The organism is Actinopolyspora sabaoui, assembly GCF_051225635.1.
Lineage (GTDB): Bacteria > Actinomycetota > Actinomycetes > Mycobacteriales > Pseudonocardiaceae > Actinopolyspora.
In genome coordinates this window covers 541,800-563,711 of the sequence record NZ_JBMIHH010000002.1, presented here as the reverse complement: position 1 = coordinate 563,711, position 21,912 = coordinate 541,800, and the positions used below count along the sequence as shown (strand labels likewise).

At 68.7% G+C, this 21,912-nt stretch carries 23 protein-coding genes; 9 read left to right on the top strand and 14 right to left on the bottom strand.

From position 1 onward, the window contains the following. Nucleotides 1-73: 73 nt before the first annotated feature. The 4 genes from ACOQFL_RS05160 to ACOQFL_RS05145 all read right to left on the bottom strand — a co-directional run bounded on the left by ACOQFL_RS05160 (nt 74) and on the right by ACOQFL_RS05145 (nt 4,949). The gene (locus ACOQFL_RS05160) at nt 74-835 is read right to left on the bottom strand and encodes a DUF3558 domain-containing protein (RefSeq protein ID WP_435542909.1); all 762 of its coding nucleotides are present in this window, start codon (nt 833-835) and stop codon (nt 74-76) included. Between the two features lie 419 nt (nt 836-1,254). Then, complete coding sequence (locus ACOQFL_RS05155) at nt 1,255-2,298, bottom strand: glucose 1-dehydrogenase (protein ID WP_435542908.1); 1,044 nt, start codon at nt 2,296-2,298, stop codon at nt 1,255-1,257. Next, nucleotides 2,295-4,172 (bottom strand): glycoside hydrolase family 15 protein, encoded by a 1,878-nt coding sequence (locus ACOQFL_RS05150; protein ID WP_435542907.1) that lies wholly within the window; start codon nt 4,170-4,172, stop codon nt 2,295-2,297. Before ACOQFL_RS05150 ends, ACOQFL_RS05155 begins: the two co-directional genes overlap by 4 nt. Before the next feature lie 201 nt (nt 4,173-4,373). After that, nucleotides 4,374-4,949, bottom strand: coding sequence for a type VII secretion system-associated protein (locus ACOQFL_RS05145; RefSeq protein ID WP_435542906.1), 576 nt, complete (start codon nt 4,947-4,949; stop codon nt 4,374-4,376). Nucleotides 4,950-5,199: 250 nt separating this feature from the next. Between ACOQFL_RS05145 and ACOQFL_RS05140 the strand changes: the two genes are divergently transcribed. The 6 genes from ACOQFL_RS05140 (at nt 5,200) to ACOQFL_RS05115 (ending at nt 10,970) form a co-directional block, all read left to right on the top strand. Then, nucleotides 5,200-5,640, top strand: a complete 441-nt coding sequence (locus ACOQFL_RS05140) for a PRC-barrel domain-containing protein (protein WP_435542905.1) — start codon at nt 5,200-5,202, stop codon at nt 5,638-5,640. A gap of 529 nt (nt 5,641-6,169) precedes the next feature. Further along, entirely contained in the window at nt 6,170-6,898 is a 729-nt protein-coding gene (locus tag ACOQFL_RS05135; protein WP_435542904.1) for a DNA-binding response regulator, read from the top strand. An 89-nt stretch (nt 6,899-6,987) separates the two neighbouring features. Continuing rightward, nucleotides 6,988-7,398 carry a sterol carrier family protein gene (locus ACOQFL_RS05130; RefSeq protein WP_435542903.1) on the top strand — a complete coding sequence of 137 codons (411 nt, stop codon included), beginning with the start codon at nt 6,988-6,990 and terminating at the stop codon, nt 7,396-7,398. Between the two features lie 90 nt (nt 7,399-7,488). Further along, the gene (purF, locus tag ACOQFL_RS05125) at nt 7,489-9,060 is read left to right on the top strand and encodes an amidophosphoribosyltransferase (protein WP_435542902.1); all 1,572 of its coding nucleotides are present in this window, start codon (nt 7,489-7,491) and stop codon (nt 9,058-9,060) included. A gap of 196 nt (nt 9,061-9,256) precedes the next feature. After that, on the top strand, nt 9,257-10,381 hold the full coding sequence (gene purM, locus ACOQFL_RS05120) for a phosphoribosylformylglycinamidine cyclo-ligase (RefSeq protein WP_435542901.1): 1,125 nt from the start codon (nt 9,257-9,259) through the stop codon (nt 10,379-10,381). A gap of 136 nt (nt 10,382-10,517) precedes the next feature. Further along, nucleotides 10,518-10,970, top strand: coding sequence for a DUF4396 domain-containing protein (locus tag ACOQFL_RS05115; protein ID WP_435542900.1), 453 nt, complete (start codon nt 10,518-10,520; stop codon nt 10,968-10,970). Nucleotides 10,971-11,258: 288 nt separating this feature from the next. Here the strand turns inward: ACOQFL_RS05115 and ACOQFL_RS05110 are convergent, their stop codons facing one another. Then, the gene (locus tag ACOQFL_RS05110) at nt 11,259-11,435 is read right to left on the bottom strand and encodes a DUF3073 domain-containing protein (RefSeq protein WP_092977090.1); all 177 of its coding nucleotides are present in this window, start codon (nt 11,433-11,435) and stop codon (nt 11,259-11,261) included. 233 nt (nt 11,436-11,668) lie between these two features. Between ACOQFL_RS05110 and ACOQFL_RS05105 the strand changes: the two genes are divergently transcribed. Further along, nucleotides 11,669-12,553: a DUF8083 family protein gene (locus ACOQFL_RS05105; protein ID WP_435542899.1), complete on the top strand. Its 885-nt coding sequence runs from the start codon at nt 11,669-11,671 to the stop codon at nt 12,551-12,553. 227 nt (nt 12,554-12,780) lie between these two features. Here ACOQFL_RS05105 and ACOQFL_RS05100 read toward each other — a convergent pair whose 3' ends face one another. From ACOQFL_RS05100 to ACOQFL_RS05080, 5 genes are all read right to left on the bottom strand, one after another. Beyond that, entirely contained in the window at nt 12,781-13,749 is a 969-nt protein-coding gene (locus ACOQFL_RS05100; RefSeq protein ID WP_435542898.1) for an asparaginase, read from the bottom strand. After that, on the bottom strand, nt 13,746-14,306 hold the full coding sequence (locus ACOQFL_RS05095) for an RsiG family protein (protein WP_435542897.1): 561 nt from the start codon (nt 14,304-14,306) through the stop codon (nt 13,746-13,748). Before ACOQFL_RS05095 ends, ACOQFL_RS05100 begins: the two co-directional genes overlap by 4 nt. 123 nt (nt 14,307-14,429) lie before the next feature. After that, complete coding sequence (locus ACOQFL_RS05090) at nt 14,430-15,215, bottom strand: 3-keto-5-aminohexanoate cleavage protein (protein ID WP_435542896.1); 786 nt, start codon at nt 15,213-15,215, stop codon at nt 14,430-14,432. Nucleotides 15,216-15,457: 242 nt separating this feature from the next. Then, the gene (gene ygfZ / locus ACOQFL_RS05085; RefSeq protein ID WP_435542895.1) at nt 15,458-16,603 is read right to left on the bottom strand and encodes a CAF17-like 4Fe-4S cluster assembly/insertion protein YgfZ; all 1,146 of its coding nucleotides are present in this window, start codon (nt 16,601-16,603) and stop codon (nt 15,458-15,460) included. A 92-nt stretch (nt 16,604-16,695) separates the two neighbouring features. Further along, the gene (locus ACOQFL_RS05080; RefSeq protein ID WP_435542935.1) at nt 16,696-17,145 is read right to left on the bottom strand and encodes a Fur family transcriptional regulator; all 450 of its coding nucleotides are present in this window, start codon (nt 17,143-17,145) and stop codon (nt 16,696-16,698) included. 236 nt (nt 17,146-17,381) lie between these two features. Here ACOQFL_RS05080 and ACOQFL_RS05075 point away from each other — a divergent pair, with 236 nt between their 5' ends. Further along, nucleotides 17,382-18,230 (top strand): aminodeoxychorismate lyase, encoded by an 849-nt coding sequence (locus tag ACOQFL_RS05075; RefSeq protein ID WP_435542894.1) that lies wholly within the window; start codon nt 17,382-17,384, stop codon nt 18,228-18,230. A gap of 212 nt (nt 18,231-18,442) precedes the next feature. On the opposite strand, the gene ACOQFL_RS05070 is transcribed toward ACOQFL_RS05075, so the two are convergent. Further along, a complete protein-coding gene (locus ACOQFL_RS05070; RefSeq protein ID WP_176797802.1) occupies nt 18,443-19,117 on the bottom strand; it encodes a heme-binding beta-barrel domain-containing protein in 675 nt (224 codons plus the stop codon). A 310-nt stretch (nt 19,118-19,427) separates the two neighbouring features. On the opposite strand from ACOQFL_RS05070, the gene ACOQFL_RS05065 reads away from it, so the two are divergent. Beyond that, entirely contained in the window at nt 19,428-20,198 is a 771-nt protein-coding gene (locus ACOQFL_RS05065) for a methyltransferase domain-containing protein (RefSeq protein WP_435542893.1), read from the top strand. 54 nt (nt 20,199-20,252) lie between these two features. Here the strand turns inward: ACOQFL_RS05065 and ACOQFL_RS05060 are convergent, their stop codons facing one another. From ACOQFL_RS05060 to ACOQFL_RS05050, 3 genes are read right to left on the bottom strand one after another with little or no spacing between them, the layout of a single operon-like run. Next, nucleotides 20,253-20,558 (bottom strand): DUF1416 domain-containing protein, encoded by a 306-nt coding sequence (locus tag ACOQFL_RS05060; RefSeq protein ID WP_092928713.1) that lies wholly within the window; start codon nt 20,556-20,558, stop codon nt 20,253-20,255. After that, nucleotides 20,555-21,400: a sulfurtransferase gene (locus ACOQFL_RS05055; RefSeq protein ID WP_435542892.1), complete on the bottom strand. Its 846-nt coding sequence runs from the start codon at nt 21,398-21,400 to the stop codon at nt 20,555-20,557. Before ACOQFL_RS05055 ends, ACOQFL_RS05060 begins: the two co-directional genes overlap by 4 nt. A 37-nt stretch (nt 21,401-21,437) precedes the next feature. Continuing rightward, entirely contained in the window at nt 21,438-21,887 is a 450-nt protein-coding gene (locus ACOQFL_RS05050; RefSeq protein WP_435542891.1) for a DUF4395 domain-containing protein, read from the bottom strand. Nucleotides 21,888-21,912: the final 25 nt, after the last annotated feature.

Genomic DNA, 21,912 nt, shown 5'->3' with positions numbered 1-21,912 from the left:
AAATCGCCGCGCAGCGGGGCGGTGCGGCCGTTCCGGTGCGGTGATTTCGCGCGAAATCGACGCGGGGTCCGGCTCAGGAACTACCCAGATTCCCGATGATCATCTTCGCGATTCGGTTGCCGAGCTTCTTCGTCGCGGCGTCGTCACCGAGCACCGTGGACTGCACGTCCACGCGCGACGTCTCGGTGACCGCTATGCCGATCAGACAGTTGCCGTACTCGCACTGAATCTTCGCTTCGTGTCCGGTGATGGTGGTTTTCTCGGCCTCGCCGGTCATCCCGCTGAACTCGTTCAGCCCCTGCTCCTCGTGGATCGCGAGCAGCGCACTCGTGCCCGGCCCGTTGCCCTGCGGGGGGTTGAACTCGCAACTGCGGGTCTCGCCGTCCTTCTTGTTGGCGGTGGTGCGTGGCAGCCCCAGTTCGTCGCGTTGTGCCGTGGTCAACAACTCACACGGGTCGGTGCCCGCCAACGTCGGTGCGGGTGGTTTCGCGCCGCCGCCCGAACCGCCGCGGCCCGACGAGCCGGAAGTGTCGCCATCGCCCGCCTCGCCGGAATCAGCGTTGTCACCGGAGCCGTTGCCACCGTCCCCGGATGCGTCGCCGGACGAGGCCGCTTCTGACTCGCCGCCGTCGGATTCGCCCGGTGCGGTGGACTCGTCCCCACTGGGATCCGAGCTAGGGGAGTGCGAAGCTGTGGCCGAAGGCGCAACGGAACCAGCGGTCGAATCGTTCGCGTTTCCAGCGCCACCGCAACCGGCCGCGGTCAGCAGTGCGAGTGCCGCCAGCGGTGCGATAATCGTTCTGAGGGCAGGTGTCGTCGAGCTGTGCTGCGTCATGATCCCGTGAGCTTATAATTCCGCCGTCCACTCCGGAACCGTCCACTGTCCCCAACGGGGCGGGCGTGCGGCCAGCGGTCACGGCAGCCGGGCACACCGGTTTTGTTGTCGAATCGACCGTTCTTGCCACCGAGGTATTCGGCTATTTCGTCGGCGTCCTCGTAGTACCTCCCGCCCACCCGGTCCTCCGGACAGACCACTCCCGGATCGCCGGGGATCGCGAAGTCCAGCAGGGTGAAGGGGCCGTGCGGGGCCGGATGATCGTCGACGACGCTCCGGGGAGGCGAGTGGTGCGGCTGCCGCCCCGTCCGGCGCGAGTCCCCGGCACGTCGGCTACCCGATGTCGGGCCGCCCGGCGCGAGGGCGGGCGGGAGGTTCCGCCCAGCGAGTAGCACGACAACACGACAGGAAAGCATCAGTCACTCCGCCAACCGCACCGTGACCTTCACGTCGTCCTCTTCCGCGCGTAGTGCTCGTTGCCACTCCGCCAGCGGCACCCTGCGCGAGATCAGCCCGTTCAGCCACCCCCGGTCCGCCGCGTCCAGTGCGTGCACCGCGCCGCGATAGTGCCGCAGGTTCGCGCTCACGGTACCCAGCACCGTGTCGTTGTCCAGCACGAGTTCGTCGTTGATCGCTCCGGCCGGGATCCGCATCGTGTGAGCACCGCCCGACAGACCCAACAGTACGGTGATCGCGTTCCGGGCGGTTCTGCGCAGTACGTCGAACACCACGTTCCCCGAACCGGTGGCCTCGAACACCAGCTCGGGTTCGAAGTCCAGCTCGTCCAGCGAATTGTGGTACCCGGCACCCAGTTCACGCACCAGATCCGGTTTCGCTCCCCGCTCGACCCGATCCATCACGTGTACGTCCAGTTCACGCTGCTTGCCCAGCAGCGCTGCCAACAGCCCCACCGGTCCGGCACCCGTGACCAGCACCCGGCGCGGGGCGAAGTAGGAGCGTCTGGCGACGAACTCGGCCTGCTCCCACGCCTTCTCCACGATCGAGGTCGGTTCGGTCAGCACCCCCAGCTCGCCCAACCGGTGAGGCACCGGCACGGCGAACCTGGGCTCGACGGTCCAGCGTTGCGAACCGAACCCGTCGAGTCCCCTGATCCCGCACTCGGTGTACTCGTTGTTGCGGCAGAAGTCCCACTGCCCGGCGGCGCACGCCGGGCACGGTTGGGGATCGGGCCTGCGGACCACCCCCACGACGTGATCGCCCTCCTGGAAGCCGCTGATGGCGGGGGCGTAACTCACCCTGCCCAGCGACTCGTGGAACAGCACCATTCGCTCCCTGCCCGCGGGAGCCGTGCCGTGCTCGGACTCCACGACCTCCTCGTCGGTGGAACACACTCCCGCCAGCAGGCCCTCGACCAGCAGCTCCCCCGGTTCCGGTGAAGGATCGGGCAGCTCGTCGACGGCCGAGGAGCCCGGTTTTCCCGGAATCACGGTCGCCGCCTTCAACACCGGCTCCCTCCGTCGCGTCGACTGGACTCCTCGCGAGTGTGCCCGCCGTAGAGCCTCGCCGCCGAGTTGACCAGGGCGAGGTGGCTGAACGCCTGCGGGAAGTTGCCGGTGAACCGCTCAGCGTGGGGGTCGTACTCCTCGGCGAACAGGCCCACGTCGTTGCGCAGCTCCAGCAGCTCCCCGAACATCCGCTCGGCCTCCTCGCGCCTGTCGCACAGTGCGAGCGCGTCGACCAGCCAGAACGAGCAGGCCAGAAACGAGCCCTCCCGGCCCGTCAGGCCGTCGACGGAGTTCGTGCCCGACGCGGTGCTGTAACGGTCCACCAGCACGCCGTGTCGCAGTTCCCGCTCCACCGCGCGCACGGTGCCGCGGACCCGCTCGTCGTCGCCCGGCAGGAAACCCAGGGCGGGGATGAGCAGCGTCGCGGCGTCCAGCGTGGTGCCGCCGTAGTACTGGGTGAACGCGCCGAGCTCGGTGTTGAACCCTTCGCGCAGCACTTCCTCGCGCACCGAGTCCCGGATCTCGCGCCAGCGGTCCACCGGTCCGGGGAGGTCGTCCTCCTCCACCGCCCGGACCGCGCGGTCGAACGCCACCCACACCATCACCCTGGAGTGGGTGAAGTGCCGGTCCGGCCCGCGCACCTCCCAGAGCCCCTTGTCCGGCCGCTGCCAGATGGTCTCCAGGTGTTTGAGCATCCCACGCTGCAGTGCCCACGAGTCCGGGGTCTCCGTCACACCCCGCTCGCGAGCGAGGTGCAGCGCGTCCATCACCTCGCCGAACACGTCCAGCTGCAACTGGTCGTAGGCCGCGTTGCCGATCCGCACCGGTGAGATGTCCTGATAGCCGGGCAGCCACTCCGGCTCCCACTCCAGCAGGTGTCGCTCACCACCGACGCCGTACATGATCTGCAGATCCGCCGGATCCCCGGCGACGGCCCGTAACAGCCACCGTCGCCACGATGCCGCCTCTGCCGAGCACCCGAAGTTGTCCAGCGCCAGCAGCACCAGCGTGGCGTCCCGTAACCAGCAGTAGCGGTAGTCCCAATTGCGGTCCCCGTCCAGCGCCTCCGGGAGCGAGGTCGTCGGAGCCGCGATGATGCCGCCGGTCGGGGCGTAGGTCAGCGCCTTCAGGGTGGCCAGGGAACGGTACACCGGTTCGCGGTGCGGCCCGGTGTAGTTGATCCGGCGTGACCAGTCCCGCCAGAAGTCCTCGTTGTCCCGCACCTCCTGCACGGGATCCATCGGGGCGGGAAGATCGTCCGGGTCCGAGGACCACTGCAGCACCCAGGAGTAGCGTTGTCCACCGCCCACGGTGGTCGTGATCTCGTGTGCGCGCTCGTCCTCCTTGCGGGCGGGGAGCACGTCGCCGCGCAGCACCACGGTGTGCGGCCCGGCGAGCGCGAGCAGATACTCATCCGGTATCGGTTCCCGCTCGCGGATGGTGCGGACCCACGGCACCGAGTGGCCGTAGGCGAACCGCACCACCCAGCGAATCCCGATCTCCACCTCGCCGGAGATCCCCTCGACGGTTCGCACCAGGCACGGCTCGTCGTCGTGGTTCTTCTCGTGCGGGGGCATGCTGTCGATCAGCCGCACCACACCGGTGTCGGTGTGGAAGTCCGTTTCCAACACCAGCGAGTTGTCCCGGTAGCGCCGTTCGACCCGCCGCACGGGGCCGGTCGGTGCGATCCGCCAGTGACCGTGGTGGTCGTCGCCCAGCAGGCGAGTGAAGCAGGACGGGGAGTCGAACCTGGGCAGGCAGAGCCAGTCGACGGAGCCGTCCCTGCCCACCAGGGCGGCGGTACGCAGATCGGACAGCAGCGCGTAGTGCTCGATCGGTCCGGGACCGCCGTTTCGTTGATCCTCACTCACGGCTTCGAGGCTAACCGCGTCAACCGCGTTCCCACTCGTGGCGCCGGACACGCGTCCGAGGTGACGGCGTGTCGCGCCCGATCGCACCGGGCTTTTCCCGCTGGACTTCTCGGGGCGGCCGCGCCGGGGGAAACCGACGCGGCCCACCCACGCCCGAGTGGGCACGGCACTATCCGACGGCGCACTCCCGGGCGGGTGGGTTCACTCCGAGGCGGGCGACTGGGCCAGCATGTCGTAGGGGATCACCGCACGCACCGGGTCGTCCAGGTTCAGCCCCAGGTCCAGGCCGTCGAGCAGCTCGGGCAGCCGCGCGCCCGCCACGGTGCGGTAGCTCGGCCAGTCCTCCGGTACCCGGTTCACGGAGGTGCAGGCGGGTACGAGCCTGCTCCCGTCGTCCAGCTCCGCCTCGTAGAGCGCGTCCTCGCCGTCCTCCTCGGCGTAGAGCAGCAGTTCACCCGCCAGCACGGCGGCCGGTAACTCGGACTCCGAGGCGTGGCCGGTGGCGATCAGCTGCAGTACCCGTTCCAACTCGTTGCTGGGTTCGAACGTGCCGGTACCCGGTTCGTACTCGTCGTTGGGGTGGAACCGCTCGTCGATCTCGCCGGACTCGTCGATCCGGAACGCGCCGACCACACCCTCGGGCGGGACGTTCTCACCGGAGGCCTCGTAGGTCGGGTCCACGATGTAGAGCCAGCTGTTGGGGGTCTGTTTCGCCTGTTCCCGCATCTCCTCGGTGATCTGTGGCGCGTAGGGGGGGAGCGATTCGTCGGCTGCCATTTCGGTTCACGGCCCTTTCGGATGCGGTGGTCGGTTCGTACGGATCCCGCCCGTTCGAACGGATCCGGCACGGCAGTATGCGCCTCGGTCGTCGGACCCGAGGGTCTCGGTCCGGTCCCACGCGCGGTTTCGATACCACAACGGCTCTGTGCCGCACGGGTGATCGGGATGCTTCGTGCGGGGGCAGGCATGCAGACTAAACAGTCGATGCTCGTGTCGGGGCGAGCAGGTGGGTGGGAGGTGGTTGCTCTTGATCGGACAACGAGAGGCGTTGCGGTTGACCGGCTGTGAGACGTTCGATCCGCGCGGAAGCCGGATCGGTGTCGTCGGCCGGGTGCTCGTGGATGATGACACCGAACAGCCGGCCTGGATAACGGTGCAGACCGGGCTGTTCGGCACCAACGAGAGTTTCGTCCCGCTGGCCGGTGCCGCGTTCGACGGTGACACGCTCACCGTGGCCGTCGATCGGGAAACGGTTCGGCGTGCGCCGCGCGTCGCACTCGAGGACGGCGACCTGGAAGCGGAGCAGGAAACGAAGTTGTACGCGCACTACGGGATGCGCTACGGAGTGAACACTCCGGAATCGGTGTTGCCCTTCGAGGAGACGCCACGGCACTCCGCCGTGACGGAGGGCGGCCAGGTGCGGGCGATCCGCACCCGGCTGCGGCGTTGGGCGGCGGCCCCCCAGTAGGGAGCCGCCGGTAGGAGTTCGCCCCTACGTCACGCGGGTGGTGTTGTAGCGGAATCTTCCGCAGGCTCTCGCTTCGGGCGGCCCGACACGAGTGGCGAGTGACGCCGTGTCATGGGCCCCGGCGAGAGCGCGCGGAAGACCCGCCGCGTCCGACCGAGAGATTCGATTTCCCCGCGAGTGTCGGAGAATCGCGTTAAGATGTTTTTCGGTCCGGTTACGGAGCGTCCGGGCGCGGGCGGGGGCTGTTTCCCTTCGGTGCCCGAAAAGTCGCCTCCACCCGATTCCTCCTTGTTTCTTTGATCTTCGTATTCGCACCTCGGGATGCTTGAGTCCCTCATTCGTTCTAAGCCCTACGGCTGGTTGGGCTCCCCCTAAAGTGGGTTCCGCGTCATGTTCGGCTCGGATACTTTGCCGCCCAGGAGAGGACGAGGGTCCGATCCTGGCCGGGCACCCACTGAGAGGGGTAATCGTGCCGAGTATCCATGCCGGAATGCCGCGACCCGCGGATCCGACACCCCGGAACCCGACCGTGAACAGCACCGCGGCCGGACACGACGCGCACACCAGAGCGCGGAAAGCCGTGGAAGCCGTTACCCGCTCGACCGCGGGACCGGACGGCGTACTACGGGTCGTACACGGTGCCGAGCGGATCGGCAGCACCGCACACCGGCTGCAGCGCGGTGCGAGCAGCCTCGTGCGTGGTGTGGTCAAACCCCCCTACGCCGCGACCGATCCGCTGGACATCCTGGAGCGCCACAAACTGGCCGAGGGCGTCGAGTACCGAGTGCTCTACGACCGTGCCGCGTTGGCCCGTCCACCGCAGCTGGAGACGGCCACACGCATGATGCACCGGGGCGAACAGGCCCGGGTGGTGCAATTCGCCCCCACGAAACTGCTGATCGTCGACGACGAGTTCGGGTTGCTACCACTGACCGGTGGACCCGAGGAGCTGGAGAGCGCGGTGTTGCTGCGTGACTCGGCGATGCTCACAGCCCTGATCCGCGTCTTCGACGACCTGTGGCGACCGGCGGCCCCGCTGCGGGAGTCCGCCGCGTTCGTCGAATCGGATGCCCCCACCGACGAGGAACGCTGGATCCTGTCGCTGTTGGCCTCGGGAGCGACCGACGACACCATCGGAAGGCTGATGGGGTTCAGTTCCCGCACGGCCCATCGCAGGGTGCGCGAGCTCGTCACCAAGCTGGGCGTGGAAACCCGGTTCCAGGCCGGAGTGCGGGCGGTGAAGCTGGGCTGGCTCTGAGCCGGGCCTTTCAGCGGCCGAGGTGTCGAGGGGCGCTCGGTCTGCGGGCGGTGGTGTGCGCCGCCCGGCGGGCTCGTAGGCTGCCGGGCATGCCGGCCCGACGAGATGTCGATCCCGCTGAGCTGCGTACCGCCGTGGCCGCCACGCTGCCGTGGCTGGACGACCGAGCGCCGCGCCCCGGGCGAAGCGAACTGGCCCGAGCGGTGCGGCTGAGCCTGCGCACCCTCGAACAGGTGGCCCCGGGGCACACGGTGGAGGTTCGGGTTCCTCCCTTCTCGGCAGTGCAGTGTGTTTCCGGTCCGCGGCACACCAGGGGGACACCGCCCAATGTCGTCGAGACCGATCCACACACCTGGCTGTCCCTCGCCACGGGGAGGATCGGCTGGGACCGAGCGATCAGTCAGGAGCTGGTCGCCGCCTCCGGATCCCGAGCCGATCTCTCGTGGTGGCTCCCGCTGCTGCGCATCGGCGATCCGGATGGGCAGGCCCCGGAGAAGTGACCGGCCCCACCCTCGGGAGGTGGATACGGCCGGATGACACACGGTTTATACTGAGGTGTAACTCCGACTCCGTCCTTCAGGGAGTTTTCGGTGGTCACCGACCTGCCATATCCGGGCAGTGCAGAGGCGGTCGAGCAGGACACCCCGCGTGAGGAATGTGGTGTCTTCGGCGTTTGGGCGCCCGGCGAGGAAGTCGCCAAGCTCGCCTTCTACGGGCTGTTCGCACTACAGCACCGGGGCCAGGAGGCCGCGGGCATATCCGTCGGCGACGGATCGCAGATGCTCGTTTACAAGGATCTGGGGCTGGTCAGCCAGGTCTTCGACGAGCAGGTTCTGGCCTCGCTGCGAGGACATGTGGCCGTGGGGCACACCAGGTACTCCACCACCGGTGGCAGCACCTGGGAGAACGCCCAGCCCACCTTCCGGACCACGGTCACCGGCCGCGGCCTCGCGCTGGGGCACAACGGCAACCTCGTCAACACCGCGGAGCTGTTCGAGCGCGCCGTGGAGCAGGGCGCCGACACAGCCGCGGGCAACGCCTCGTCCGCCTCCGGCGCGTGCCAGCGAGCCACCTCCGACTCCGACCTGGTGTGCGGACTGCTGGCGGTCAACGCCGCGGACAAGGGCGTGGAGCAGGCGGCCATGGAACTGCTGCCGACGGTTCGCGGCGCGTTCAGCATGGTCTTCTCCGACGAGTCGACGCTTTACGCCGCCAGGGACGCGCACGGCGTCCGCCCCCTGGTGCTCGGCCGTCTGGAGCGCGGTTGGGTGGTGGCCAGCGAGACGGCCGCACTGGACATCATCGGCGCTTCCTTCGTGCGCGAGGTCGAGCCGGGCGAACTGCTGGCCATCGACTCCGAGGGGTTGCGTTCCCAGCGGTTCGCCAATCCCGAGCCCAAGGGGTGCGTGTTCGAGTACGTCTACCTGGCGCGGCCCGACACCACGATCTCGGGACGCTCGGTGCACAGCACCAGGGTGGAGATCGGGCGTAGGTTGGCTCGGGAGCATTCCGTCGAGGCCGACCTGGTGATGCCGGTACCGGAGTCCGGAACCCCGGCGGCCATCGGGTACGCCCAGGAAGCCGACATCTCCTACGGCAATGGTCTGGTCAAGAACGCCTACGTGGGCCGCACGTTCATCGAACCGTCCCAGACCATCCGCCAGCTCGGCATCCGGCTCAAGCTCAACCCGCTGCGAGAGGTGATCCGGGGCAAGCGGCTGGTGGTGGTCGACGATTCCATCGTGCGTGGCAACACCCAGCGCGCCCTGGTGAAGATGTTGCGCGAGGCCGGAGCGCTCGAGGTCCACGTCAGGATCGCCTCTCCGCCCGTGCGCTGGCCCTGTTTCTACGGGATCGACTTCGCCTCGCGGGCCGAGCTCGTCGCCAACGGGCTCGATCTCGACGGCGTCCGGCAGTCGATCGCTGCCGACTCGCTGGGCTACGTCTCGCTGGACGGGCTGGTGGCCGCTTCCGAGCAGCCCCGCAACCGGTTGTGCGCGGCCTGTTTCGACGGGAACTACCCGATCCCGATCCCCGAGGAGGATCGGCTCGGCAAACACCTGCTGGAAAATCCCGAGCCCAACAGCGGGGAGACCGCTGGCTCGTCCGACCCGGTGTTACCGAGCGGATACGGAGCCGAGGACGCCGTGAGCAGGCCGTGAGGCCGCTGCCTCGGGAGAGGGGGCCTCGGGAGAGGCGAAGGCGCGTCGTCGTGGCCTCCCCGGCTTCGAAACGTCTTCGCAACTTTGGCGGCGCCGTGCTCGTTACCCCGGTCGCCCATGTTCACCCGTAGCGTGGGCGTGCCGCGCGCGGCTACGCACACCCCATCCGAAACGCGCACCAGATCTGGAGCAAGACGTGTCCGAAGACCTGCTGACAGGGTCGAATTCCGGTGCCTCCGAGCCGGAGGGGCCCGCAGCCACCTATGCCGATGCCGGGGTCAGTATCGAAGCGGGCGACGAGGCCGTCGAGCGGATGCGCCCGCTGGCGGCTCGTGCCACGCGTCCCGAGGTGCTCGGTTCGATCGGTGGCTTCGCGGGCTTGTTCCAGCTCAAACTGGACCGCTGGACCGAACCGGTGCTCGCCTCCTCCACTGACGGGGTGGGGACGAAGCTCGCGATCGCGCAGGCCATGGACATCCACGACACCGTCGGTATCGACCTGGTGGCGATGGTGGTCGACGATCTGGTGGTCTGCGGCGCCGAGCCCATGTTCCTGCAGGACTACATCGCCACCGAGTCGGTCGACCCGGACCGGATAAGCAGCCTGGTCAAAGGGGTCTCCGAGGGCTGCGTCCAGGCGGGATGCGCGCTGCTCGGCGGGGAGACCGCAGAGCACCCCGGCATGATGGCCTCCGGTGAGTACGACATCTCGGCCACCGGCGTCGGCGTGGTCGAGGCCGACGACATGCTGGGGCCGGACCGGGTTCGCCCGGGGGACGTGCTGATCGGGATGCGTTCGTCCGGGCTGCACTCCAACGGGTTCTCCCTGGTCCGTCGCGTGCTGCTCGAACAGGCCAGGATGCCGCTCAACGGGCACGTCGAGGAGTTCGGTCGCACGCTCGGCGAGGAGCTGCTGGAACCGACGCGCATCTACGCCAAGGAGTGCCTCTCGCTGGCGGCCGAGGCCGAGGTGCGGGCCTTCGCCCACATCACCGGTGGCGGGCTCGCCGCCAATCTCGAACGCGTGTTGCCCAGCGGGCTCAGCGCCGTGATCGACCGGGGGAGTTGGACGCCGGATCCGGTTTTCGGGTTGATCGGGCAGCGCGGCAGGTTGAACAACGCCGAGATGGAGCGCACCTTCAACATGGGTGTGGGCATGGTGGCCGTGGTGGCCGCCGAGGACGTGGACCGCGCGCTGGCCGTCTCCACCGCCAGGCATCTGCCCGCCTGGGTGCTGGGCGAGGTGGTCAAGGACTCCACGAACTCCGAGGCCGGGGCCGCGGAGCGGGTCGTGCTGCGGGGGAACCACCCCAGATTCTGATCGCCGGGGCCGCGCCCGCCGGAGACCGGACCTCGCAGGGCGGGAACCGGCGGGGTCGGTGGCTACTCCGCGGGTGTGGAATATACCCCTCCCGGGTACTCGTTGGGTGAAACGAGTCGCGATCACGGAGGAGTCGATGTCGACACACGCCGCTTCCTGGAGCATGGCCGCTTCGGCGACGCTGCACTGCCTGACCGGCTGCGCCATCGGCGAGGTCCTGGGGATGGTCATCGGAACCGCCCTGGGACTGCACAACGCCGCGACCGTCGTACTCGCCGTCGTGCTGGCGTTCGTGTTCGGCTACAGCCTCACCATGCGCGGTGTGCTGCGTGCCGGGGTGGGTTTCAAGCGCGCGTTGCGACTGGCCCTCGCCGCCGACACCCTCTCGATCGCCGTGATGGAGCTGGTGGACAACCTGGTGATGGTGGGCATTCCCGGGGCGATGCACGCCGGGCTGGCCAACTGGTTCTTCTGGGCCGCGCTGACATTCGCGTTGGCGATGGCGTTCCTGCTGGCGTGGCCGGTGAACAAGTGGATGATCGGCCGTGGCCAGGGACACGCCGTTGTGCACGGTGCGCACGCGCACTGAGTTGCCCGGAATCAAGCGTCACCTGAGTCGGGGCGGGACTCGTACGACCGCACTCCGGTGATGCCCGAGTCCGCCTGGCCTCCTCGGACAATTTCCTCGGACAATACGGAACCCACCGAGCCGCCTCACCGAAAACGGTGACACAACTCGGTGGGCTCTCCGAACAATCGGTCGCGTAACCGGCGCATCATTCCCGGTCGGTCGTGATGCCGGCCGTTGACTCGCCCGCCGACAGGAACCCGAAACCCGGTCGACGAATGAACCCGTCACTCGTCGACGTGGCCGCGTTCAGCTTCGGTGGTCGTCGTCCCTGTCGTCGTCGTAGTAATCTTCCTCTTCGTACCACTCAGGGGTGTAGTCAGAGGAAAGCTCACGCTCCAACGCCCCGAGGTCAACACTGGGGGAATTGTACTTCAGCTCGCGGGCCACTTTCGTCTGCTTGGCCTTGGCACGGCCGCGCCCCATGGCTCGACCCCCTCGCGCAGGGTTTGCGGGGCGGCCAGGGGAACGGCGGCCCCGCATGAATCTCGACAACCTTTTCCTGTAACTACCGTACCGTGCCGATGCGGTTCTTCGCGACGTGGTAGGCCAACCCGCTCCACCTGGGGCTGGTGACGTGGACCGCAGCGGTACCCGGCGGTTGTCACACGGGACGGGCACTGCCGATCCCGTTCCACCGACATGGCAACATACACGCTGTGCCGGAGCCGTTCGTCGCCTACATGAGGGTGTACGAGCCCCTGTCGTCATTCGAGTCGCCCCGACGTGAACAGCTCTCCGAAGCGCTGGATCAGGGTGCTGTGGATCCGGTCGGAGTGGGATCTCGGGAACAGAACAGGTGGTTGCGTACCCAACTGTCCATCCGTCCGCGCCTGCTTCCCGGTGAAGCGGTCGACGGTACCGCCCAGGGGCCGGACGAGGTGCTGGCCCTCGACGCCGAGGAGGTTCCCACGGGGGACTCCGCCGCGGTGGGGCCGGGGCCGCTCGTCTGTCCGCTGGACCTGCGCGGGCGCGCCGCCGCCGCGTTGGTCGGTTTCATCGGCGCGGCGGACCCCCCGCTGCGAACAGCCGCCCTCAACGTGTCCGAGGACACCGCCAAGTCCAAGGCCTCCGCGGTGGTGCAGGAGCTTTCCGACAGCGCTGTCCACGTGATCTCCTCGACCTGGACCATCCCGCTGCCGTGGTTCGCCGTGGTGGATCCGGAGCAGCGCACCGTGCTGCACGACGAGTACGGGCGGATCAGGCGGCTCTACTGGCTGACCTCGATGGCCGATGCCCGCAGGCGGGTCTCCCGGGCGCACACCGTCACGAGGAACACCCTCGGCGACGAAGGGCCACCGAAGATCCTGCGGGAGACCGGGCGCTGGCTGGAACGGTTCCACCCCCACGCGGCCGTGGAACTGGACTACGGCGGTTTGGTGCAGATGATGTCCGACGAGGACCTGGAAGCGGACTCCTCGGCCGAGGATGTGCACGCGATCGTGGACGCCATGGAGCTCGGTCACACCACCGAGGTCGGAGAACGCTACGAAGCGTTGCGCGAATTCTGGGCCGAGCTGGCCGCGCACGAACGCTACAACTGATCGAGGTCTTCCCGCCGCCTCGACGTGGGTGTCCGGACGGGGTGTTCGATCGACGGGCCGGGCGGCCTCCGTCACCTCGGTGACCGCCCTCACCTCGTCGGCCCGCCGCCGTTCGCCTGACTCCGCTCTACCAGCTCCCGCTGGTCGGGGTCACTCCGCCGGGGCGGGCTCGTCCGGTCCCACTCGTCGGGCCCGTGCTCGTCCGGTCGGGGCAGCGCGGCTCGGACTCAGTCGAACAGACCCTTGAGCGCGCGGACGGTGCCCATCCGACGACCTCCACCCAGCACGCCGCTCTCCGCCAGTTCCATCAGGTTCTCGTTGTCGACCCCCACCGCGCGCAGCGCGGCCACCGCCACCGGCAGCCTGGCCCGCGCCGAGCCGTCGGCGATCTTCAGGGCGATCGCGTGCCCGTCGGGCAGGGCCAGCGCCAGCACGCCCTCGACCCCCGACTTGCTCAACAGGCCCGGGACGGCACGCATCAGCAGCGTGTCCTCGCGCTCGGTGCCCGCCACGAACCACGGGTGCGCCCGCATGGCGTCGGCCACCCGCCGTTCGCTCGTGCCGGTGGCCGCGGTGACCATGCGCTGGAAAGTACGGGCCAGCCCGGTCAGCGAGAGCGCGAACAGCGGAGCCCCGCAGCCGTCCACCGAGACCGAGTCGATCGGCTCGCCCGCCAGGTCGGCCACGGCCTCGTGGAGTTCGATCTGCAGCGGATGCTTGGGATCCAGGTAGTCCTCGGTGGCCCAACCCCGTTGGGTGCAGGTGGCCAGCATCGCGGCGTGCTTGCCCGAGCAGTTCATGGTGATGCGCTGCTTGCCGAACCCCTCGGAAGCACGCCGGTCCCGCTCGTCCTCACGTAGTGGCCAGTCGGTGGGGCAGCTCAGCGCGTCCTCGGTCAGGTCGTGGCGGTGCAGCACCTCCCTGGTGCGCAACACGTGTTCCGGCTCCCCGTTGTGGGACGCCGCCGCCATGGCGAGGTCGGCCTCCTCGCCCAGCCGCAGCCCGGCCCGCAGCATTCCCACGGCCTGCGCCGGTTTGTTCGCCGAACGTGGGTACATCGGGCGATTGACCCCGCCCGCGAAGTGCGACATCCGTCCGTCCGGCGCCAGCACCACCACGGATCCGTGGTGCAGTCCTTCCCGGATCTCGCCCCGAACCAGCTCCACCAGCGGAGTCTGCTCGACCTGCTCGTTCAATGCCCGTCCCTTTCCGCTGCCAGTAATTCGTCCACCGAGGCGACGCCCTCGCGGTACCGCCGGGCGATCTCGTCGTTGAGGGCGTCGACCACAGCCTGCACCTGTTTGCGCCTGGTGGAGACGGACTCCTCCTCCGACTCGAAGGCCCGCAGCGCGGCGTCGAGTTTCGCGGCCGACAGCGACATCACGTCGGACAGGTCCACGTCCGAGACCAGTGCCTCCACATGTCTGCGGTGTGCCTCGACCCGTGAGGGCTCCATGGTCTGGTACCGCCCCGAACCGGTGGCCGGTCCGACGGCGTTGTCCGAAAGGATGCCGACCAGTTCCTCCACCACCGTGACGGAACCGTTCTCGGCGCGTCTGCGCTGTTCCGCACGCACGATGTCGATGCGCGCGTGCAGCATCCGGCGCAGATAGGACAGATCGGTCTCCTCCTGTGCGGCTTCGTCCCGCAACGAGCGCACTTCGTCGAGATCACGTTGTTCCAGACCGCCCGCGAAATCCGGGTCCAGAACCCGGTCGATGCGTCGGCGGCCCCCGGGGCGCACTTCGATCACGGCTAAATCCTCTGCATCCAGGCGCTGACTTCACCGGAGCCGGCACTTCGGCGCTCGATTACCCACATCCTAGGGGAGGCGATCCACCACTTGGGCCGCTCGGAGGCGTGCCGCCCGGTTGAATCACCCGGACAGGCCGAACAGTCCACGAACGTGGGATACCGGTAGTGGCAATCGCTGCGCTATCTTCGCCACACCAGCCGCACGTGCCACCAGTTGCGCGTTGTCCCGCACCGGTTCTCCCGGCGAGTACTCAAGCGTGTCCGCCATTCCCACCCGGACGTGCCCGCTCGTCGCCAACGTGGCCAGCAGCATCGGCACCGCCGTGTCGTCCAGTCCGGTGACCGTGTAGCTCGCCCCCTCCGGCAGCCGTGCCACGGCCCTGCTCAACGTCTCCGGATCGCCGTGCATCCCGGAGTCGGCGGCCGAACCGAAGACCAGAACCGCGTGCACCGCCCCGGTTTCCGCCGCGCAACGTGCTCGCAGCGTGTCCAGCTGTCCGAGTTCCCGTACCTCGTGGTGCACCGCGATCCCTCGGGTTCGCGCCCCCTCCCGCAGGGCTGCGACGAAGTCCTCCGGTGCGTCCACCGGGCAGGTCAGCACTTCGGCACCGGAGTCCAGCAGGGTGGTAAGGGTTTCCGACCGCGCGTAGGCGGCCACCCGAACAATCAGGTCGGTCCGGCTGTGGACAGCGGCCACCACATCCGGAACCGAGGTGTCGTGTCGGGGTTCCAGGTCTATGACGGAAGCACCCACCCGCGCGCAGGAAGCAGCGGCCGCGGCGACCTCCTCACTGCCCACCGGCAGCGCGGGGACATCGGCTTTCGCGTGGGCTCCCGTCACCGCGACCGTGATGATCGTTCCCGGGCGTGCCCGCGAGCTGGCTGGATCGGTTGCCGGCGCTGTCATGCTTCGATCTTGGCACAGCCACACCTCGCGGTGATCCCCGTGGCGAGCACCTTTCCCGGATCGAACCGAGGCGGTTCGAGGGATCCCGCACTGTGGCCGTGGCGGGGATCTCCACGGCCGAGATCAGCGGATAGCACCACGTTCGGCGGGAAACCGTCGTTCGGTGCGCTCGTGGTGCGCGATCCGCCGATCCGACGAGGGGTGGGAGGCATCACCCGATCAGTGGCCGCGGACCCGCTGAATCAGTGGCCGCGGACCCGCTGGGCGGCGATCCTGCCCGGCGGCTCCCCGGTGTCCGGCGGCACCGAGTCCGGGTCCACCGCGGCGGCCACCCGGCGTTCCTGCTCGGCATCACCCGCCAGCAGCTCCTCGTCCACGGGTGCCGAGCGCTTCAACAGCGCCAGTGCCACCGGGCCGAGCTCGTGGTGCAGCACCACGCTGCCCACCCGCCCCACGGTGCGCTCGCCGTGCAGCACCGGATCACCGGTCTCGGGACGTATCTCCACCGAACCGTCCAGGTGCAGCAGCAGCATCCTGCGCGGCGGTTTGCCCACGTTGTGCACCTTGGCCACGGTCTCCTGGCCGCGGTAGCAGCCCTTGGCCACGTGAGCGGCGGTGTGGATCCAGCCCAATTCGTGCGGGATGGCTCGCTCGTCGGTGTCCAGGCCCACGCGGGGGCGCAGTGCCTCCACCCGCAGCGCCTCGTAGGTCATGCTGCCCGCCCTGCGCGCGCCGTTCTCGGTCAACCGCATCCACCAGTCGACCATCGAATCCCGCGGTACCAGCAGGTCCGCGGTGAAGATCTGTCGGAACGGCACGTGGCGCACCAGGCCACCGCCGGGCAGCCCGCTCACCCCGTAGGACTCGGTGGGCACCGTTACGCCGGACGACTCGAGCACTTCGCTCGCCCGTGGGCCGATCACGGTGAACACGGCGAACTCCTCGGTGGCATCACGCGGCTGCACGTCGGACCAGAAGCGCATCGCCTCCAGGTACTCCGGCAGCGTCTGGGTGCCGTCGGTGCCCATGGTGGGCAGCGCGCTGGTCGCCCTGGAACCCGCCTCGCAGTCCAGGTAGACGACCTCGTCGTGGTGGGCCACCATCATGTGGCTGTCCACCCGGCCCTGGCTGTCCAGCACCAGCGCCTCGGTGCCACGGTCCTCCGCCAGTTCGGTGAGGTGCTGGGACAGCACCAGGTGCAGCCAGCTCAGACGTTCCCCGCCCGGTACCGCGATCACCTGCCGGTGCGAACGATCCACGATCGCGGCGCCACGAGCGGCCGCGCGCTGTTCCCCGAACGGGTCACCGAAGTGCCACGGCACACCGAAATCGGGGGAATCCTCGGGTGCGGGCACCGCACCGGGAAGTTCGAGCAGCGGTGAGTTCATCGTCCTCCCATCGGCGGGAACCCCGGCGGTTCGATCGCGGGGTCATCCGTTCGGGTGCTGTTCTTCGGGCTCTGTCGGGTTCGCGCGGCGACTCAGTCGCCCTCGACGGGATCGCCTTCGCCAGGGTCAGCTCCACGCGGAGCTTCGATATTCCCGTCCTGATCCGCCTCCTCGGCCAGGCAGGACGCGCAGGTCCCGGACAGTGCGAGATGGGTGGCGTCCAGCGCGAAGCCGCGTTCGCCGCGCAGCAGGCGGCCGAGCTCCTCGAACCACTCGCAGGGGACCTCGTCGATCCCGCCACAGCGGTGGCAGACCAGGTGCACGTGTTCGTGCTCCTCCACGGAGTAGGTGGGAGCCCCGTGCCCCAGGTGGGTGTGTCGCACCAGCCCGAGCTGCTCCAGCAGGTCGAGCGCACGGTAGACGGTGGTGATGTTGACCGTCGGAGTCGTGCGCTGGACGTGTCTGCACACCTGCTCCGGGGTCGCGTGTGCCAGCTCCCGGACGGCGTCCAGGACCAGCTGGCGCTGCGGGGTCATGCGCATTCCCCGCCGGTGCAGCGTGCTGCGCAGCGCGGGTTTAGTGGCACTCCGCCCCGGCCCCGCACCCGACGGTCTCGTGTTCGTGCCCCGTTCCTCGTCCTGCCTCATCGCCCCTCCGCGGGTAACGGTCCGCGCAACGTGCTCCAGCGCTTCGGCCGACTCTCGCTTTCGATCGTACGACCGGGTGACCCGGCGCGGCCCGCTCGGGCATCCGGGTACGTAGGTTCTAGGCTGCGAGTATGCGCATGCTGGCTCTGCTGGACGGCACCCTGGCCGACCCCGAGGTCCCGCTGCTGCGTTCCGACGATCTCGGGGTGCAGCGTGGCGACGGGATCTTCGAGACGATTCTGGCCGTCGACGGGCGACCTCGTGAACTCGAAGCCCACCTGGACCGGTTGGAGCGCTCGGCCCGGCTGATGGAACTGTCGCTGCCCGACCGGGCGAGCTGGCACCGCGCCGTGCGAGCGATCTCGACGGAGTGGCCGTGGGACCGCGAGCCGGAGTGCGCGATCAAGCTCGTCTGCACCAGGGGCTTGGACGGTGGGGACGGCACTCCGAGCGCGTTCGTCTCGGGGCAGTCGCTGTCGGCGGAACTGATGCGCAAGCGTGCCGAGGGCATTTCCGTGGTGACCCTGGAACGCGGCATCGACCCCGGGATGATGGAGCGCGCGCCCTGGCTGCTGCTCTCGGCCAAGACGCTGTCCTACGCGGTCAACATGGCCGCCCTGCGCGAGGCGGAACGACGCGGCGCCGACGAGGTCGTGTTCACGGCGACCGACGGTTCGCTGCTGGAAGGCCCCACCTCCAACGTGGTGCTGGCGGAGGGCGGCAGGCTGGCGACCCCACCGCCGAGCTCCGGCATCCTGCGGGGCACCACCCAGGGTGCGCTGTTCCGGACCGCGGCGGAGGCCGGCTGGTCGACCGCCGTGGAACCGATCACCGCCGAGCGGCTGTGGCAGGCCGACGGCGTCTGGCTGGCGTCGAGCATCCGCAAGATCACCCAGGTGCACACCGTGGACGGCACGCCCGTGGCCACCGACCCCGGGCTGCACGAGCGGATCTGCAAGCTCTACGAGTCGCAGTACTGACGGTGACCTCGGTGGGACTGACGGTGACCTCGGTGGGGCGGTAGTACCTCGTGGTACCGAAGTGCCCATCACCCGCCACAGGGGACTTCGGCCATGAGGGACTTCGGCGGGGACGGCGTCAATTTCTCGCGAAATCGTCACGCCCACGGCGAGGGGGGGACGTAAAACCCGAGCCCGTCCCCGAACCGGCCCACCCCGAACCGGCCCGGCGTTCAGCCGACCACGCGTTCCAGCTTGGCGGAGAGGCGGGGCTGCAGCTCGTGCTCCGAGGTGGCGCGCTCCTCGACGTAGGCCAGCGAGCCGTCCACCACGCCGTACAGCCTGGTCGCGGCGGTCACGTCCTCCGAGGTGGGGGTGCGCAGCACCGCGTCGGTGGACAGCTGCCAGCTGGTCTGGTTGAGGGGGTTGCCGAAGAACATCTCCGCGATGCCGGAGGAGTGCACCAGCAGCAGCTCGATGCTGTCGTCGGGCTGCGGACGCCACCAGCCCAGCTCGCGGAAAGCGGGCTCCACGATCTCGCCGCCCTCGCCGTCCAGTTTCCAGGCGCGGCTCTCGTAGTACAGGAACGGCCTGCCGTCGTGGGCGAAGGTCACCTGCTGCAGGAAGCGGTACTTCTCGTCCAGCGTGGGGTGGTTGGCCTCGCCCTCGCCCCGCCAGACACCGACCAGCGGCAGCAACCCCAGGCAGGCGCCGTCGAGTTCCGGACCCATGCGCAGGTTCGCGGTGTCCCCGATTCCCGGCAGATCGTCGAACTCGGGAATGTTGCGGCCGCGCGTCTTCTCCGCGCGCTCGGCCTGGGCGCGCACCGCCGCGTCACCGCTGCCGGGCTGCGGTTGACCGTTGGAGGGGCCGGACTGTTCGGACGGCTGGTTGGGCGTGGCAGACATCGCCTTCGAGGTTACCTCGAAGGCTCGCCGCGCTAGTCGCCACTCCCCCGTCCAGTGGTGGGTGGATCAGTCGCTGTGCAGGCGATACACCACGTAAAAGGCGAACCAGACCGTCGCCAGGGCGGCGATCCCCACCAGAGTGACCAGGCCGTAGTGCAGGAAGTCGATGAGTGTCACGGCTGTAAGCATAACCACCACCCGGCCCGAGTGGGATGTGGTCTCAGGCATGATCTGCCGGGACCAGAGGGTTGCTCAACCACGTTTCGGTGCTCAGCGGGTCTGGGGCCGGCGCCGAGGAGACGGGGATCACATGGAGTTCGCGACGCTGCGGGACAAGGCGATGAACTACCGGGAATGGTTGCTCGGACGCAAGTCCGAGATCGACCCGGAGTTCCCCTGGTACCCCTTCGACACCATCGCCAACATGCTCCACCTGGACGGGTTGTTGTCCGGGGACAACCGAACCGTGTTCGACCGGTTGGCGGGGCAACGAATCGCCGACATCGGCGCCGCCGACGGTGACCTGGGCTTCTTTCTGGAGTCCCAGCTGGGATGCGGGCTCGACGTGGTCGACACCTCGGCCCCCAACTACAACGGCCTGCGGGGCGCGCGGCTGCTGGCCGAACGGCTCGGCTCCGAGGCGGACATCCACGACGTGGACCTGGACAGCCAGTTCCGGCTACCCGCCGAGCACTACCGCGCCGTGTTGTTCCTCGGGTTGCTGTACCACCTGAAGAACCCGTTCTACGCCTTGGAGACGCTCTCCCGGCACAGCGAGCTCTGCTTCGTCTCCACCCGGATCGCACAGCTGAGCCCGGACCACGGAACCCGGTTCGCCGAGCAACCGGTGGCCTATCTGCTTCACCCGACCGAGACGAACAACGACGCCACGAACTTCTGGATCTTCTCGGAGGCCGGGCTGCGCAGGTTGTTCGACCGCACGGGGTGGGAGGTGCTCGACTTCACCACCGTCGGTCGCACCACGGACTCCGATCCGGCGGCGCAGGACCGCGACGAGCGGGCGTTCGCCCTGCTGCGCTCCCGCAACACCCTGCCGCACTCCCGCGACACCGGGGAGTGAGATCGAGTTCGGTGGCGGTGTCGGCGCTTCCCGCGCCGACACCGACCTCCGGCATCACGCCACGGCGATTTCCACCTCGTGCAGGCCCGGCCCGTTCGCGGCCACCTCGGACTCGCCGCTGCCGTCGCGGTGCAGCGCACGCACGGTCCAGGTTCCCTCGGCCGCGTAGAACCGGAAGTCACCGCTCTCGGCGGAGACGACCTCGGCGGTGAACTCGCCCGCCGGGTTCAACAGCCGGACGAAGGCGCCGCCCACCGGCTGACCCCCGGAACGCACCTTGCCCGCCACGACGGTCTGGTCGCCGGTGTCGGCACCCGCGGTCGACTGGTCCGGTGCTCCGCATCCACTGCTCACGATCATGCCTCCTGCTCACTCGGGTTCTCGATCGGCACGCCGACCAGCGAGCCGTACTCGGTCCAGGAACCGTCGTAGTTCTTCACGTTCTGGTGCCCCAGCAGTTCGTGCAGCACGAACCAGGTGTGCGAGGAACGCTCACCGATCCTGCAGTAGGCGATCGTGTTCCTGGACTCGTCGAGTCCGGCCTCGTTGTAGACCTTGCGCAGCTCGTCGTCCGACTTGAAGGTGCCGTCCTCGTTGGCGGCGCGGCTCCAGGGCACGTTGATCGCCGAGGGGATGTGGCCCGCGCGCTGCGCGGACTCCTGCGGCAGGTGCGCGGGTGCGAGCAGCTTCCCGGAGAACTCGTCGGGCGAGCGCACGTCCACCAGGTTGCGCTCACCGATCGAATCCACGACCTCCTCGCGGAACGCGCGGATCGAGCTGTCCGGCTCACCCGCGACGTAGTTGGTGGCCGAGCGCGCCGGGACCTCCTTGGTCAGCTCCCGGCCGTCCAACTCCCACTTCTTGCGGCCGCCGTCGAGCAGCCGCACGTCGCGGTGCCCGTAGAGCTTGAAGTACCAGTAGGCGTAGGCGGCGAACCAGTTGTTGTTGCCGCCGTAGAGGACCACCGTGTCGTCGTTCGAGATCCCCTTGGCGGAGAGGAGCTTGCCGAAGTCCTCCCGGCCCACGAAGTCACGCCGCACGTGGTCCTGCAGTTCGTTGCGCCAGTCGAGCTTGACCGCACCGCGGATGTGTCCACCGTCGTAGGCTGTGGTGTCCTCGTCCACCTCGGCGAACACGACCCCGTCGGTGTCCAGGTTCTGTTCGGCCCAGTCGGTGGTCACCAGGACCTGTTCACGACTCATCGAGCGACTCCTTTGCTCGTATCAACGAAGTGAATTCTCAGCGGATTTCGGAGGTGCCTCCCGCGGGAACCAACCTCCGGATCAACGGATACAACCGGCAACCGAGACAGAGACCGAAGGCGGCGTTGAGCAGCGCGGCGACCAGTGCCAGCGCGTTCGCCGTCACCCCCAAGAGGATCCACTCTCCGGCGTATCCGACGGTTGCCACCAGGGTGCAGGTGAATCCGATTCCCTGGGCGAACCGAACCGGTGCGGGGTCCTCGTACGACTGCTCGTCACCCTCGGACAACCGAGGGCGCACCGTGTGCCGGTAGAGATGCCCCCACGGATTGACGCGTAGCCCCACGAACGCGCACAGCGCGAACAGCGCGGTCTGTGCGGCCAGTACTCGCCAGCTCCCGGTCAGCAGCCCCAGGACGAGGATGCCGCTGGTGATCCATGCCGTGAAACGGACACCGCGTGGATCGAGGCGGTCATCACTGGGCATGGTGTCTCCTGGCTGATGGAAGAGG

Coding starts and splice junctions, on each gene's coding strand:
- ACOQFL_RS05160 (WP_435542909.1), bottom strand. CDS start 835: ATGACGCAGCACAGCTCGACGACACCTGCCCTCAGAACGATTATCGCA.
- ACOQFL_RS05070 (WP_176797802.1), bottom strand. CDS start 19,117: ATGTCTGCCACGCCCAACCAGCCGTCCGAACAGTCCGGCCCCTCCAAC.
- ACOQFL_RS05110 (WP_092977090.1), bottom strand. CDS start 11,435: ATGGGGCGCGGCCGTGCCAAGGCCAAGCAGACGAAAGTGGCCCGCGAG.
- ygfZ (WP_435542895.1), bottom strand. CDS start 16,603: ATGAACTCACCGCTGCTCGAACTTCCCGGTGCGGTGCCCGCACCCGAG.
- ACOQFL_RS05060 (WP_092928713.1), bottom strand. CDS start 20,558: ATGATCGTGAGCAGTGGATGCGGAGCACCGGACCAGTCGACCGCGGGT.
- ACOQFL_RS05090 (WP_435542896.1), bottom strand. CDS start 15,215: ATGACAGCGCCGGCAACCGATCCAGCCAGCTCGCGGGCACGCCCGGGA.
- ACOQFL_RS05145 (WP_435542906.1), bottom strand. CDS start 4,949: ATGGCAGCCGACGAATCGCTCCCCCCCTACGCGCCACAGATCACCGAG.
- ACOQFL_RS05130 (WP_435542903.1), top strand. CDS start 6,988: ATGCCGGCCCGACGAGATGTCGATCCCGCTGAGCTGCGTACCGCCGTG.
- ACOQFL_RS05080 (WP_435542935.1), bottom strand. CDS start 17,145: ATGCGCATGACCCCGCAGCGCCAGCTGGTCCTGGACGCCGTCCGGGAG.
- ACOQFL_RS05115 (WP_435542900.1), top strand. CDS start 10,518: ATGTCGACACACGCCGCTTCCTGGAGCATGGCCGCTTCGGCGACGCTG.
- ACOQFL_RS05055 (WP_435542892.1), bottom strand. CDS start 21,400: ATGAGTCGTGAACAGGTCCTGGTGACCACCGACTGGGCCGAACAGAAC.
- ACOQFL_RS05065 (WP_435542893.1), top strand. CDS start 19,428: ATGGAGTTCGCGACGCTGCGGGACAAGGCGATGAACTACCGGGAATGG.
- ACOQFL_RS05075 (WP_435542894.1), top strand. CDS start 17,382: ATGCGCATGCTGGCTCTGCTGGACGGCACCCTGGCCGACCCCGAGGTC.
- ACOQFL_RS05050 (WP_435542891.1), bottom strand. CDS start 21,887: ATGCCCAGTGATGACCGCCTCGATCCACGCGGTGTCCGTTTCACGGCA.